Below are 12,694 nucleotides of genomic sequence, written 5' to 3' on the forward strand. Positions count from 1 at the left end.
GGATTCATCCGGCTGAAACGGAGTCGATCGCGGTATGATTTTGGCGAGGGTATTGAAACAAGAGATTTGATAGTATATTGCAATTATCAGCTAAGGATACACAGCTTACTTCATCAGGAATTGTTCGGCTACATCCTACACTATTTTCGCTTGAAAACCTAATAGACAGTATACTGCTTCTATTTAACTTCGGTGAAATTACTGAGAGTTCGCTTGATCAGCGTAAGGAAATCGCAACAACTTTACTCTCAGACTACTCAATGTTGCTAATTCTTGATAATATGGAGACAGTGAAGGATGGCAGAATAATGGAATTTGTTAGATCACTACCTCCCCTTACAAAAGCCAAGGTACTAATGACTAGTCGTTTAAGAACAACTAGTTGGGAACTTCCAATCCCTGTGAATGAACTGAGCTTTCCAGAAGTAAAAGAGTTTCTTCATATTAAATCCGGTGAGATGCGGCTTGGTATATTACCTGATTTTGAAAATACACTAAAGCAAGTCCATATTGCATCAGGTGGGCTACCACTTGCCATTCAGTGGATGCTTGGCCAATATTCTATTACAGGTAACCTTTCTAAAGTGACAAACCAAGTACGAAGCCCCGATTCACCTTTGCTTGAGTTCAGTTTTCGTAATTCCTGGGCTGTACTTCCAAGTGAGGCTCAAACTGCATTAGCAATCCTTTCAATTTTTGATGAGTCCCCTACAATGCGCCTTTGGGCGACAGCCCTTGGTTGGTCAACAGAAGCTGTAGAAAAAGCCACCTCCAAGTTAATCGAAGCAACCTTCGTGTCAGAAAAAGTAGATCCAAAGACTGGACAAAAAACTTATCATGCTCTTCCTATTACTCTTGCCTTTGCACGCAATGAACTAGCTAAGATGGACGACTTAGAATTAACTGCAAGAACGCGGCATCAACGGCATGTTCAAGAAATGGAATTAGTCGCAGCTGAAACAGAAAGGTTCAGTAGTTTATTTGTCCGTTTCAAAGTTGAACGAGATACTGAGAAGCGGGCTGTTATTCTTGCTAGAAAAGCAGAAGATCAAGCCGCTTCACTGAACTATGAGGAAGCGGAGAGATTTTTTAAAGAGGCAATGGATATTGATCCTAGATCTGTGTATGTCTTAGTTAATTATGGATTATTTAAACAAAAAACAGGACAGGTAGGTGAATCTATTAGATTAATGGAAGAGGCGTCAAATCGTTGTAATAAAGACACAGGATTCTTTGTGTACTATAACCTAGGAAAAGTGTACGATGAAATCCGCAACCGTGAGCAAGTAGAACGTTGTTTGCGCAAGGCATTAGAATATCAGCCCGAAAACTTTATTGCTCGCCATCAACTTGGTGTAGTAACAAGCAGGCTTGGAAAATTCCAAGAAGCAGATGGGATTTTCGATGATTTAATTAAAGATCAACTTTCTCGTATATATCCTTCTGATACACTTATTATCGCCTATAAATCGAAGATTATTAATCTTCGAAAATCAGGACAGTATAATTTAGCAAAAAAAACAGTGCAAGTAGCTCTTGAGAATGCAAGAAAATTCGCACACCTAGCTGGGAGATTACATGAGCTGGATGATGCGTATAATGATTCCTAAAATTGGCTCTCCAGGATTTCCCGGAGTAAAACACCCGTTCTTCAGCCAGCATGGCTTTCTGATATAGTATTTGCATGAGCTATGCGGCCCAACATCGCTCGCACCTGACGCCGCTGGCGCGGCCTCAAACCTGGTGCGTTTTTCATGCGCGTTCCGTGCCGTCGCGCAGTGTCCTTTATCGAACCCGCCAGCGCCGCCGCTGAAGCCCAGCGTTGGGCCGTCCTCAACCCGAAGTGCAGCTGCCGGAAGGATGCGGTATACTAGGAGGCAGATGGAGTGTTCGTCCAAAGGAGAACTGTATGACCGCTCTGCTTGAACAAGCTCTTGCCGAAATGCAGCGCCTGTCGCCTGTGCAGCAGGATGCGATTGCGGCGCTCATTTTGGAAGAATTAGCGGATGATGCGCGCTGGGATCAGGCGTTTGCGCAATCCAGTGACGCACTTGCACGCTTAGCCCAGAAAGCGCGTGCCGAGCAGCAGGCAGGCAAAGCGAAACTGATGGGGTTTGATGACCTGTGAATTCGTACCTCACCGACGACTTTGTCACCGCCTTTCGGGCCTTACCTGCGAACGTGAAGGATGTCGCCCGCAAGAATTACCGCTTGTGGAAAGCAAACTCGGGTCACCCGAGTCTGCAATTTAAGCGGGTACATCCAACGGAACCCATCTACTCGGTGCGGGTGGGGCGGGGATGGCGTGCGCTCGGCGTGATGGACGCTACAAGCATCACTTGGTTCTGGATCGGTTCACACGCGGAGTATGATCGACTGATTTAGATGTAGGCCTCAGCCGAGTACATCCGCCTAATTCCGCGCAGTCGTCCGTAATGCATGTCAGGCAGAGGCGGATATAGACGGACAGCGTGCTGACTATCTCCACGCGCGTCGCGTCCTGATGCGAAAAACACGATTTGCCCGAAACGCCGTGTTCCGTCCACTGACTTACACGTTGGGCGATTTTATCACGGCAACCGCATGTGATATACTGAGAATGTACAGTCCTAATTTAACATAAAACAGTAACAGCGCATTATATATCACATACAATATACTCTGCCTTGATATATGATGCTATCCTACTGCCCCAGTGGTACTTATGTGTTCAGGAGAAAGTGTGTATGGTTCCGCCATCGCCATTATCGATCCCTGGACAACGCCGCCCACGGCGGGGTTTACTCACTCGCCTCCGGATTGCCTTGGTGCGCGTGCTTGGATGTTTAGTGCTGCTTCTGATTGGCGGAATGGTGCTCCAATGGGTAGTCACGCGCATAGACCGCTATCGTTATCCCCCGGCGGGCGAATTGATTGACGTGGGTGGCTATCATCTGCACCTTTTGTGTCTGGGGACAGGCACCCCCACGGTGGTATTGGAGGCAGGCGGGGGCGACTCACTCGAAATGTGGGCGCGCGTGCAGCCTACGCTTGCCAAGACCACACGGGTGTGTAGCTATGACCGTGCCGGATTAGGTTGGAGTGAGCGCGGGCTATTCCCGCGCACGCTTGCGGCCATGACGCATGAGTTACATACGCTGCTGCACACCGCGCAGGTACCGGCGCCCTATGTTTTGGTCGGGCATTCTTTTGGCGGCTATATTGCGCAGTCCTATACCCATATGTATCCTGACCAAGTTGCAGGATTGGTATTAGTAGACAGTGCGATGGAAGATCTTCCACTCCGTGCGCCTGCCTATCAGGTAGTCAGTTCGCCACCGCCAATCGTATACACGGTCGGGCAAGGGTTGGTGCTTACGGGGATAGGGCGAATCATCACTCCCTTGTTTCCCGAAGCAAGTGATAAGCTGCCACCGGACGCACGGGCAGCGGCAAAAGCGTGGGCGCAGGATCTTGCGGTCGTGACGACCAGTATTGAAGAAGCGCAACAACGCCCCGCTATCGAACAGGAAATGCGCCAATCTCGTCGCTCGTTTGGCAACCTGCCACTCGTGGTGCTTGCCCATGATCCCGCCTTTGTGCTGCCCGCGACGATTCCAGCGGACATGCAGGCGGTTTTCAGAGAGGTCGAACCTATCATGCAACAATTACAGCAAGATATTGCTCGTCAATCAGCACAAGGTACATATCGGGTCGTTCCCGGCAGTGGGCATTATATTCAACATACGGCTCGGTGCTGACAACGTGTATGAGGTTATCATAAACCATATACACTCCATCCGGAAATACCTTACCCTAGAGATAAAATATCAGGATAAGAGTAAACAATATACCCTCTTCGCGCACTCCCTGAGGCTGGACGCGCCGTAGTGTGCTCGGCTCTATGGTATACTTTCGTTGGCGACCATGCATGCGAAGGTACGACCTGTGGCATACTCTATCGAGTACACGGATAGCGCGATCGAAGATATCGCCTATTTTACCAAATACGAACGGGGATTGATCGTCACCGCGATTGAAACGCAACTCACCCACGAACCGCTCCGCGAGGTGCGGAATCGGAAGCCAATGGAACCCAATGCGCTGGCCCGCTGGGAAGTCCGTGTCGGGAAGTACCGGATCTTCTATGATGTGGAAGTCAGTGACCGTGTGGTTCTGGTCAAAGCGGTGGGCTGGAAAGAGCATCATCGGCTCTCCATTCGTGGCAAGGAGTATATCTTATGAAAACCGTAGACCTTACGCGTGTCGTCGATGCGGTGGAAGAACTGCTCGATCTTGCAACTGACGATGGTGTCTTGCTTCGACTGCCCAATGGGAAAGTCTTTTTGCTTCGCTCAGTAGTGGAAGACGATGAGGAGCATGACGATTTCGCCGATGAAATTGCGCGAACACGCCAGAATAGTGCGCTGATGGCGTTGCTTGAGGCACGGTCGCAGGAGCAGGCACGCATCCCGGCGGAAGAAGCACGGCGTCGCCTTGGATTAGATACCTAAACGATTGAAGGCATATACAAAAATATATATTATTTTAGCATATAAAACAGATTAAAGTGTTAGTAAGTAAAGCTGCATATCGTCGATCATTGTGGTAATTATCGTCAACCGCACGGGTACGATTCCGCGCCATAATCGTTGCGGGGAGCGATCAATCATTGACAGTAAACACAAATATATGCCGTTGTTCTGCGGTAAATGCGCCTCTGGTGTCAGCCACGCCGCCCAACATGGCTCGCAGGTGACGCCGCTGGCGCGTCCCGTGACCTGGCGTTTTCTTCAAGGCCGTCGCGTGCCATCGCCCGTGCCGATCTAGCGAACCTGCCAGCGGCGCCGCTGAAGCCCGGCGTTGGGCGGTCTATCAAAGCTATTTCCAGTTGAAGGCCGTATCAACAAAACGTCGGTAGCGCAAGCTTGTGGCTGGCAGTTTTCACGCGCAGCGGTTGGAAAGAACGCCTATCCTCCTTGTTTTTACCTCTCTGCTATAATAAAATAACGTACCATCGCTTTCGAAAAAGCGATTAACATTCATCGTGGGAGAATATTATGGACATAACGACCACACAAAGTATGCCCGCAGTTAAGTACGAGGCAATCGTACAGGAAAACGGGCATATTGAACTACGCGTTCCGTTCGCGCCAGGAAAGCGGGTCGTTGTCTTTGTGCTTCAAGAACAAGAAGAACAAGATATGTTCGTCGATCTTACCCATGCTGCCACAAGCAGCCTGGAATTCTGGGATCATCCTTTTGATGATGAGGATTGGAATAATGCTTGACCAAGGGGCAATTGTCCTCATCCCAGTGCCGTTTACCGACCTTTCATCAACAAAACGTCGGCCGGTGATCGTCATCTCCAGTGCAACGTATAATCAGACGACATCGGATATGATTGTGGTGGCGATGACATCAAACCCAGCCCAAACACCATACAGCTTCACGATAACGAACCAGGATCTTGTGGAAGGCTCGCTTAATCGGCCCGGACAAGTACGGACAGATAAAATCTATACGCTATCCCAGAGTATCGCCGTGCGTGTTTTCGGAAGGGTGAAAATAGAGACGCTAGAGAGAATAAAAGAACTGCTGAATAAAGCAACACAGATAGAGCAATAACAGCACTGCTCGCCCGCCCAACATGGCGCTGTAGCACGACGCCGCTGGGGCGTCCGCGAACCTGGCGCGTTTTTCATACGTTTTCATACGTGTCGCGTGCTGCCAGCTGTGCCATCTATGAACACTGCCAGCGGCGCGGCTGAAGGCCAGGCGTTAGGCCACCCTCAACCCGTACGCCGTTCGCTCCAAGGTCGCATATCGTGTCTGTCGAGTGAAGAACGCCTGAACGACGTATGCTATCATTTGCAGCCAGCGTGAGAAAAGCCAATGCGTCACGCGAACGCCGTATAGCCGCACGCACCCAGACCGTAGCGTACGCGTAGCGATCCCGATCGCCGGGTGTGTCGAAAGATGCCTGATTGTGTATCCGTTTTGCGCACTGCAATCACGTACACGCCCGTCGTCCATCCCATCTCCGGCCCAACATCGCACTGTAGCCGACGCCGCTGCACGGCCCCAAACCTGGGCGAGTCTGCCAGCGCCGGCGCGTGCCATCAACAGTGCCATCTATGACGGTCGCAGCAGCGCGGCTGACGCCGCCGTTAGGCCTCGCAAATGCAGCCCCTGCCCTCCATCGAAACTCTGATCGCTCGGCTCGCTGTTCACGGCATCAAGCTCCCGCAGGGTCCCGTTCGCGTAGATGGCTACGGGAACACAGCTGAGCTTTCCACGGAGCTACTGAACCTCATCAAGTCAGGCCGCAAGCGCGCTGGTACCGGCCTGCTCTGGGCCTACGAACACGACCGTGAACCTATTGCCGCTACTGGCGACATTGAGATCGTCGTTGATCATCGCAACCAGCCTGCGTTGATTACAAGAATCGTGACGTCTGAGATCGTCGCCTTCAATGAAGTCAACGCCGAGTACGCGGCCATCGAAGGAGAAGGCGATGGATCACTGGAGTACTGGCGCAAAGGCCATTGGAACTTCTTCTCGCGCGAGTGCCGGAGAATCGGAAGGGAACCAACGGAAACTATGCCGGTTATCTGCAATGTCTTTGAAGTACTCCATGTTCTACCACTGCCGAGCGAGGCCTAAGCCCGGCCCGAGCCAGTCGTACTATCGTCTCAGTCCGGGCTTACAAAGCCCGCCTCCGCGGGCAGCTTAGCTCGAACGTTGGGCCGTCCTCAACCCGTAACCCCCATACGGACACTATCATGTGCTGATACGGCGAAGCATCAAGCGCGCATTCGTGCTATAATCCTGCTACGGACGAGACGAAAGGAGGCGGTATGCCGTCATTACTGAATCGTATCACGATACATCCTGATATTTGCCATGGCAAACCGGTTATTCGAGGATTACGCTACCCGGTTGAGTCCATGCTCGAACTCCTGAGTTCTGGTATGTCGATTCCGGATATTCTTGCCGATTATGAAGATCTCGATCACGAGGATCTTCTGGCAGTATTAGAGTATGCGATGCGCCTGAGCCAAGTAAAGCGCATTGAACTGCTCCCATCCGCATGAAGTTTCTTATTGATGCACAACTTCCACGAAGACTCGTCTTTGTGTTTCGGAATGCGGGATACGACGCGATCCATACCCTCGATCTTCCCCAGCAGAACACCACGTCGGACAGCGACATTACGAATATCGCAATACAAGAAACACGCATTGTGGTTACAAAAGATGCCGATTTTGTAGAAAGCTTCATCTTGTCACGCCGCCCGCCGAGACTTTTGGTGATTGCGACGGGAAATATTCGCAACGCGGCATTAGAATCGCTGCTGCTTGCCGCATTGCCCGCTATTACAGCAGCTTTCACCACCCATAGGTATCTTGAATTGACGCGGCAGGCGCTGATCATTCACACATAGCCGCACGCATCCAGCCGGTACCGTACGTGAGGCAAATTGGATTGTTATTTGTGCTGAAAAAGACACGTTTTTGCGCTTAATTATTCGTTAGTATATATACATACGATTACCGATTCGTCACCTATTCAATCCCCGGCCCAACATCGGCTCGCAGCGGACGCCGCTGGCGCGTCCCGTGACCTGGCGTTTTCTTCAAGGCCGTCGCGTGCCATCGCCCGTGCCGATCTAGCGAACCTGCCAGCGGCGCCGCTGAAGCCCGGTGTTGGGCGGCCAAGAGCGCCTCACTCCCGACAGCCCACATCAGCGATGCGTATGATACAATCGTACCAAACAGGCGTCGGCACACAAGGAGCGCGTTCAATGAACATCCCATCGATCGTTCACATCCTGCTCATCGGTCTCGGGGTCGCAATTGCCGTCATTGGAACACTTGGTATGCTTGGTTTTGGCCCTGGGGAGAGTATTATCGTCCTTGGCGTGTTGGCACTGGTAGATGATGGATTGAGGCGAGCATATTCATCGAAGCGTCATACGTTACGGTGATCGAAATGCTCGGATGGAGCATCATGGCTACCATACAGACAGGATAATAACGATGAATAATAGACTTATCACCGTAGATCCAGCGATTATGATGGGAAAGCCGGTCATTACCGGGACTCGTATTACGGTGGAATCGCTTCTAGACCGCTTTGCGGCGGGCGAGACGATCGACCAGATGCTGGAAGCCCATCCCCGCCTGACCAAAGAAGCGATCTTTGCCGCCTTTGCCTTTGCGGCGGACACGCTTCGCTCGGATATCATTTATCCTATCTCGGATAAAGCGGCATGAATCTGCTGGCTGACGAGGGGATTGATAAGCCCATTGTGGACCGCCTGCGGCAAGATGGTCATATGGTCATGTATATTGCCGAGGAATTGCCAGGTATCACGGACGAGGTGATCCTGGCGTTGGCGAACCAGCAAGACGCCATCCTGGCAACACGCGATAAAGACTTTGGAGAATTGGTGTATCGGCTGAATCGGGTAACGCAAGGTGTGATTTTAGTTCGGCTAGACGGATTACATCCTGACACCAAAGCAAGTATCGTATCAGCTTCCATTACTGAACATGGAGCAGAGATGCTCGGTGCATTTACTGTTATTAGCCGAGGGAACATACGAATACGAAGAAGAACGTAAATAAAGGCAAATAGAGAAATAAGTAGCCTAATAAGAATAATGGCACCGTAACGAAAAACGATTAGCACAGTCTTAAAGTCAATACAACCAAATAAGAAATGGCTTACAGCAAAAGGGAATATCTCATATAGCTATAAAGTATTCTGAGCCCGCCCGCCCAACATCGCTCGCACCTGACGCCGCTGGCGCGGCCCTGAACCGGGGCGAGTCTGCCAGCCTCGTCGCGTGCCATCGCGTGGTGCCATCTATTGAAGCCACCAGCGGCGCCGCTGAAGCAGGGCGTTCGGCCACTCTCAGCCTGTAATGCCCCTGCTCCACGAGATACCGTCGCTGCGGTTGTGCCTGTGCTATAGTATGTGTGTATCTCGAAAGGAGCCGGCCATGCCTACACCTGCAACGGTCTATCGTGACAAAGTTCTTCGCGAAGTGCAAACACTTCCTGAAGAGTATTTGCCGTACCTTCTCCAGCTGATTCAAACCTTCCGTGAAAGCGTGATGCTGAAGCCAGCATCGGCGAGCTTCGCGCAGGGATGGCACGAAGCGCAAACTGGGGATATCACACCTGTAGCCGACCTGTGGGACGGGATTGACGACGATGAGTGATGACCGAGTATCGCCGTTCCCCGTCTTCTTTACCAGCGAATTTAAGCGCAATCTTCGTCAACTTGCCAAGAAATATCGGCGCATACGAACGGATATCCAGCCCCTGCTGAATGAGTTGGAGGCAGGCAACGTACCAGGAGATCAGATTCAGGGATTGGATGTCCTCGTTTTTAAAGTGCGCGCTCGCAATACGAATAGCGCGCGTGGGAAAAGCGGTGGTTATCGGATTATTTACCAAAAAAAGCCAGATAAAAGCAGGAGCCTGCGCCCGCCACCCCGTCAGCGTCGGCGTACGCGGGCGCAGGCCCGTCGCTCCGACAATCCCCGGCCCAACAACGCGCTGTAGCGCGACGCCGCTGGCGCGGCCCGCAACCTGGGTTTTGTTTTCAGCGTCATCTCGTGCCATCGCTCGTCTCGCTCTATCAAAGCAGCCAGCGGCGCGGCTGAAGGCTAGGCGTTCGGCCTCCCGATAGCGTTTATACCAAATCATTCATGCAACTATCGGACCATTTGCACACTGACGCCGCGGGCGCGGCCCCTGACCTGGGCGCGATTTTTGGTGGGTGTCCCGTGCCGGCGCACGAACCGATCACGACGGCTCGCCCGCGGCGCTCCTGACGCTGAGCGTTGGGCGGGCCAGCACGGATCGGTGCAGGCGAAATGAGGTTGGGTGACGTTCTGCACACCCCCCGTCGCTCCATCTGCTATACTAGAGCGGTGGTCAGATCAGGTGAGCCTTCGTTCCAGCAGGTGGCGATTCGCCGTCACTGCATGTATGGGTGGCATGGCTCACGCATTGTGACCACCGCTCGAGCGTGGCACGCCGTATGGGAGCCACCCGCATAGCAGGAGGAACAGGAATATGACGGCATTACTGCAACAAGCAATTGCGGCTATCACAAAGTTACCAGGGGCGCAGCAAGATGCGATTGCGCGTCGGCTCCTCCTCGAACTCGCCGATGATGCTGCCTGGGAAGCCCGCTTTGCGGCAACAACCGATGCGCAGTGGGATCACCTCACGGCCCAGGTTCGCCACGCGATTGCCACCGGTGCGACCGAGACGTTGGAAAGCGTGTTTCCGCCGCCTGATTCCAGACCATGAAGTCCAGCATCACGAAGACGTTCCGCCAACACCTGGAAAGCCTGCCGACGACGGTGCAAGACCAGGCGGCCCGGGCGTATACCCTCTGGCGTGCTGATCCATACCATCCGAGCCTGGAATTTAAGCGGGTGAGCCAACGGCAACCCATTTACTCCGTGCGCATCGGGATCAGCTATCGCGCCTTGGGCCTCCGGGAAGGGGAGGACATCTACTGGTTTTGGATTGGTTCGCATAGTGCGTACGACGAGTTACTCAAACGTCTGTAGACAGAAAGCCAACAGATCCGTCGGGTGGTAACGGGTGAAGCGCACCAAGAGCCGCTGCCGGTGTGGCAACGTCCCACCAGCTCCGGCATCAACGAACCGGCGAATCAGGAGCAATCATAACGGTTAACCGAGCATTCCAGAGCGTATGCAGCACAGGAAAGAAGGATAAAACCATGCCACAGTCCAAAGACGCAACAAGCTTTACCGAAGCGGCCAATGCGGCGCTGCTTCAGCAGTTGAACTGGAGCGACACCCAGGACTACGAACTAGCCAGTCGCGGCTTCATCGCCACGCTGAATGATCCGGTCATCCGCGACGAGACCGGCCGTCCGGCCTGGAATCTCAGCGCCTTCGCGTTTCTCGAAGCAGAGACGGCCCCAGCTAGCGTCAATCCCAGCCTGTGGCGGCAGTCTCGCCTGAACGCCCTCTATCAGGGGCTCTTCCAGGTGACCGATGGCATCTACCAGATCCGCGACTTCGATCTGTCGGTCATGACTATCATCGACACCGGTGCCAGTTATATCGTGATCGACCCGCTGGTGACCCCGCCGACCGCCGAGGCAGGCATGGCGCTGGTCTATCAACACATCGGTCGCAAGCCCATCGTCGCCGTCATCTACACGCACAGCCACATCGACCATTGGGGCGGCGTGAAAGGGGTGATTTCCCAGGCCGACGTCACGGCTGGCCAGGTCAAGATCATCGCCCCGGAGCGGTTCATGGAATTCGCTATCAGCGAGAACGTCATCGCCGGCAATGTGATGAGCCGGCGCGCCAGCTATATGTACGGCAACCTGCTGCCCCAAGACACGACCGGACAGGTGGGTGCCGGTTTGGGGCAGACGACGTCGTCCGGCGTTCCGACCCTGATCGAGCCGACCGACACCATTACCCACACCGGTCAGACGATGGTGATCGACGGCGTGGAAATCGAGTTCCAACTCACGCCAGGCACGGAAGCGCCGGCGGAGATGAACTTCCTCTTCCCCCAACGTCGTGCCTTGTGCATGGCAGAGAATGTCTCGCACAACATGCACAACCTCTATACCTTGCGCGGGGCGATCGTGCGCAATCCCAAAGTATGGGCGCACTACATCGACGAGGCGATCGATCTGTTCGATGGCCGCTACGATGTGGTCTTCTCCTCGCACCACTGGCCTACCTGGGGCGCGGAAGCGGGTCTGGATTACCTGAAGAAGCAGCGTGACATGTACAAGTATCTCCACGACGAGACCATGCGCCTGGCCAATCAGGGCTACACTCTGCTCGAAATCCCCGAGATCGTCGAGAGCCAGCTTCCGGCTGAACTCTTCAACGCCTGGTACAACCGCGGCTACTACGGCACGGTCAACCACAACGTCAAAGCGGTCTACCAGCACTATCTGGGCTTCTTCGACGGCAACCCGGCTAACTTGCACCCGCTGCCGCCGGAGGATGCCGGCAAGAAATATGTCGAGTTTATGGGCGGCGCAGACAATCTGCTGACGCAAGCACGGGCATCGTTCGAGAAGGGCGAGTACCGCTGGGTGGCGCAGGTGGTCAACCATCTGGTCTTCGCCGACCCGGACAACCAGGCCGCACGCGCGCTGCAAGCCGACGCGCTCGAGCAACTGGGCTACCAGGCTGAGTCCGGCCCCTGGCGCAACTTCTACCTCAGCGCCGCCAAAGAGCTACGCAACGGCGTGATCGACCTGGGCGCGCCCAAGACCGCTAGCCCAGATGTGATCAAAGCTATGTCGCTGGACATGTTCTTCGACCTGTTGGCCGTGCGTATGATCGGCCCCAAAGCGGCGGGCAAGAAGCTGGTCTTCAACGCTACTTTCACCGACACGGGCGAGCAATATCTCTTAATGGTCGAGAACTGCGTCCTGAACTATGCCAGGGGCAAGCAGAGCGCCGAGGCCGACGCCTCGCTGACGATGAGCCGGACGGCGCTGAACGAGATCGTGCTGGGCGAAGCCAAGCTCGCGGAGAAGCTGGCGACCGGCGAAGCCAGGATCGACGGCAACCCAGAGAAGCTGGTGGAGTTCCTGTCGTTGTTGGACACCTTCGAGTTCTGGTTCAACATCGTCACGCCGTGACCGCGCACACCCGCCACATCTGCGCTGCGCACGC

19 protein-coding genes are annotated in these 12,694 nt (G+C 53.7%); all 19 read left to right on the forward strand.

All coding sequences use genetic code 11. From position 1 onward, the window contains the following. Positions 1-77: 77 nt before the first annotated feature. A complete protein-coding gene (locus tag EYB53_RS16800) occupies positions 78-1,610 on the forward strand; it encodes a tetratricopeptide repeat protein (RefSeq protein WP_135479574.1) in 1,533 nt (510 codons plus the stop codon). A gap of 299 nt (positions 1,611-1,909) precedes the next feature. Further along, positions 1,910-2,128 carry a hypothetical protein gene (locus EYB53_RS16805; RefSeq protein WP_135479575.1) on the forward strand — a complete coding sequence of 73 codons (219 nt, stop codon included), beginning with the start codon at positions 1,910-1,912 and terminating at the stop codon, positions 2,126-2,128. After that, a complete protein-coding gene (locus EYB53_RS16810) occupies positions 2,125-2,385 on the forward strand; it encodes a ParE family toxin-like protein (protein WP_135479576.1) in 261 nt (86 codons plus the stop codon). The genes EYB53_RS16805 and EYB53_RS16810 overlap by 4 nt, the downstream gene beginning before the upstream one ends. A 341-nt stretch (positions 2,386-2,726) precedes the next feature. Then, a complete protein-coding gene (locus EYB53_RS16815) occupies positions 2,727-3,740 on the forward strand; it encodes an alpha/beta hydrolase (protein ID WP_135479577.1) in 1,014 nt (337 codons plus the stop codon). A 187-nt stretch (positions 3,741-3,927) separates the two neighbouring features. Further along, entirely contained in the window at positions 3,928-4,224 is a 297-nt protein-coding gene (locus EYB53_RS16820; RefSeq protein WP_135479578.1) for a type II toxin-antitoxin system RelE family toxin, read from the forward strand. Continuing rightward, positions 4,221-4,493 carry a hypothetical protein gene (locus EYB53_RS16825; protein ID WP_097650952.1) on the forward strand — a complete coding sequence of 91 codons (273 nt, stop codon included), beginning with the start codon at positions 4,221-4,223 and terminating at the stop codon, positions 4,491-4,493. Before EYB53_RS16820 ends, EYB53_RS16825 begins: the two co-directional genes overlap by 4 nt. Positions 4,494-5,039: 546 nt before the next feature. Then, positions 5,040-5,270 (forward strand): hypothetical protein, encoded by a 231-nt coding sequence (locus EYB53_RS16830; protein WP_135479579.1) that lies wholly within the window; start codon positions 5,040-5,042, stop codon positions 5,268-5,270. Continuing rightward, a complete protein-coding gene (locus tag EYB53_RS16835; protein ID WP_097650956.1) occupies positions 5,263-5,607 on the forward strand; it encodes a type II toxin-antitoxin system PemK/MazF family toxin in 345 nt (114 codons plus the stop codon). The genes EYB53_RS16830 and EYB53_RS16835 overlap by 8 nt, the downstream gene beginning before the upstream one ends. A gap of 555 nt (positions 5,608-6,162) precedes the next feature. Further along, entirely contained in the window at positions 6,163-6,645 is a 483-nt protein-coding gene (locus EYB53_RS16840) for an ASCH domain-containing protein (RefSeq protein WP_135479580.1), read from the forward strand. A 194-nt stretch (positions 6,646-6,839) separates the two neighbouring features. Then, positions 6,840-7,076, forward strand: coding sequence for a DUF433 domain-containing protein (locus tag EYB53_RS16845; RefSeq protein WP_135479581.1), 237 nt, complete (start codon positions 6,840-6,842; stop codon positions 7,074-7,076). Further along, on the forward strand, positions 7,073-7,426 hold the full coding sequence (locus EYB53_RS16850; protein ID WP_135479582.1) for a DUF5615 family PIN-like protein: 354 nt from the start codon (positions 7,073-7,075) through the stop codon (positions 7,424-7,426). Before EYB53_RS16845 ends, EYB53_RS16850 begins: the two co-directional genes overlap by 4 nt. 360 nt (positions 7,427-7,786) lie before the next feature. After that, positions 7,787-7,969, forward strand: coding sequence for a hypothetical protein (locus tag EYB53_RS16855; protein ID WP_135479583.1), 183 nt, complete (start codon positions 7,787-7,789; stop codon positions 7,967-7,969). Between the two features lie 52 nt (positions 7,970-8,021). Continuing rightward, positions 8,022-8,258 carry a DUF433 domain-containing protein gene (locus tag EYB53_RS16860; RefSeq protein WP_135479584.1) on the forward strand — a complete coding sequence of 79 codons (237 nt, stop codon included), beginning with the start codon at positions 8,022-8,024 and terminating at the stop codon, positions 8,256-8,258. After that, on the forward strand, positions 8,255-8,608 hold the full coding sequence (locus EYB53_RS16865) for a DUF5615 family PIN-like protein (protein ID WP_135479585.1): 354 nt from the start codon (positions 8,255-8,257) through the stop codon (positions 8,606-8,608). Before EYB53_RS16860 ends, EYB53_RS16865 begins: the two co-directional genes overlap by 4 nt. Before the next feature lie 381 nt (positions 8,609-8,989). After that, the gene (locus tag EYB53_RS16870; RefSeq protein ID WP_135479586.1) at positions 8,990-9,211 is read left to right on the forward strand and encodes a hypothetical protein; all 222 of its coding nucleotides are present in this window, start codon (positions 8,990-8,992) and stop codon (positions 9,209-9,211) included. Then, positions 9,204-9,557: a type II toxin-antitoxin system RelE/ParE family toxin gene (locus tag EYB53_RS16875; RefSeq protein ID WP_135479587.1), complete on the forward strand. Its 354-nt coding sequence runs from the start codon at positions 9,204-9,206 to the stop codon at positions 9,555-9,557. The genes EYB53_RS16870 and EYB53_RS16875 overlap by 8 nt, the downstream gene beginning before the upstream one ends. A gap of 516 nt (positions 9,558-10,073) precedes the next feature. Next, positions 10,074-10,313 (forward strand): hypothetical protein, encoded by a 240-nt coding sequence (locus tag EYB53_RS16880; protein WP_135479588.1) that lies wholly within the window; start codon positions 10,074-10,076, stop codon positions 10,311-10,313. Beyond that, entirely contained in the window at positions 10,310-10,579 is a 270-nt protein-coding gene (locus EYB53_RS16885; RefSeq protein WP_135479589.1) for a ParE family toxin-like protein, read from the forward strand. Before EYB53_RS16880 ends, EYB53_RS16885 begins: the two co-directional genes overlap by 4 nt. 173 nt (positions 10,580-10,752) lie before the next feature. Next, the gene (locus EYB53_RS16890) at positions 10,753-12,660 is read left to right on the forward strand and encodes an alkyl/aryl-sulfatase (protein WP_135479590.1); all 1,908 of its coding nucleotides are present in this window, start codon (positions 10,753-10,755) and stop codon (positions 12,658-12,660) included. The last annotated feature ends 34 nt before the right edge of the window (positions 12,661-12,694 follow it).

This window comes from Candidatus Chloroploca mongolica (assembly GCF_004762035.2).
In the GTDB taxonomy this organism is placed as follows: domain Bacteria; phylum Chloroflexota; class Chloroflexia; order Chloroflexales; family Chloroflexaceae; genus Chloroploca; species Chloroploca mongolica.

What these genes read in the sequence shown, in the direction of transcription:
- EYB53_RS16805 (WP_135479575.1), top strand. Translation starts at nt 1,910, where the DNA reads ATGACCGCTCTGCTTGAACAAGCTCTTGCCGAAATGCAGCGCCTGTCG.
- EYB53_RS16815 (WP_135479577.1), top strand. Translation starts at nt 2,727, where the DNA reads ATGGTTCCGCCATCGCCATTATCGATCCCTGGACAACGCCGCCCACGG.
- EYB53_RS16825 (WP_097650952.1), top strand. Translation starts at nt 4,221, where the DNA reads ATGAAAACCGTAGACCTTACGCGTGTCGTCGATGCGGTGGAAGAACTG.
- EYB53_RS16830 (WP_135479579.1), top strand. Translation starts at nt 5,040, where the DNA reads ATGGACATAACGACCACACAAAGTATGCCCGCAGTTAAGTACGAGGCA.
- EYB53_RS16835 (WP_097650956.1), top strand. Translation starts at nt 5,263, where the DNA reads ATGCTTGACCAAGGGGCAATTGTCCTCATCCCAGTGCCGTTTACCGAC.
- EYB53_RS16840 (WP_135479580.1), top strand. Translation starts at nt 6,163, where the DNA reads ATGCAGCCCCTGCCCTCCATCGAAACTCTGATCGCTCGGCTCGCTGTT.
- EYB53_RS16845 (WP_135479581.1), top strand. Translation starts at nt 6,840, where the DNA reads ATGCCGTCATTACTGAATCGTATCACGATACATCCTGATATTTGCCAT.
- EYB53_RS16850 (WP_135479582.1), top strand. Translation starts at nt 7,073, where the DNA reads ATGAAGTTTCTTATTGATGCACAACTTCCACGAAGACTCGTCTTTGTG.
- EYB53_RS16855 (WP_135479583.1), top strand. Translation starts at nt 7,787, where the DNA reads ATGAACATCCCATCGATCGTTCACATCCTGCTCATCGGTCTCGGGGTC.
- EYB53_RS16860 (WP_135479584.1), top strand. Translation starts at nt 8,022, where the DNA reads ATGAATAATAGACTTATCACCGTAGATCCAGCGATTATGATGGGAAAG.
- EYB53_RS16865 (WP_135479585.1), top strand. Translation starts at nt 8,255, where the DNA reads ATGAATCTGCTGGCTGACGAGGGGATTGATAAGCCCATTGTGGACCGC.
- EYB53_RS16870 (WP_135479586.1), top strand. Translation starts at nt 8,990, where the DNA reads ATGCCTACACCTGCAACGGTCTATCGTGACAAAGTTCTTCGCGAAGTG.
- EYB53_RS16875 (WP_135479587.1), top strand. Translation starts at nt 9,204, where the DNA reads ATGAGTGATGACCGAGTATCGCCGTTCCCCGTCTTCTTTACCAGCGAA.
- EYB53_RS16880 (WP_135479588.1), top strand. Translation starts at nt 10,074, where the DNA reads ATGACGGCATTACTGCAACAAGCAATTGCGGCTATCACAAAGTTACCA.
- EYB53_RS16885 (WP_135479589.1), top strand. Translation starts at nt 10,310, where the DNA reads ATGAAGTCCAGCATCACGAAGACGTTCCGCCAACACCTGGAAAGCCTG.
- EYB53_RS16890 (WP_135479590.1), top strand. Translation starts at nt 10,753, where the DNA reads ATGCCACAGTCCAAAGACGCAACAAGCTTTACCGAAGCGGCCAATGCG.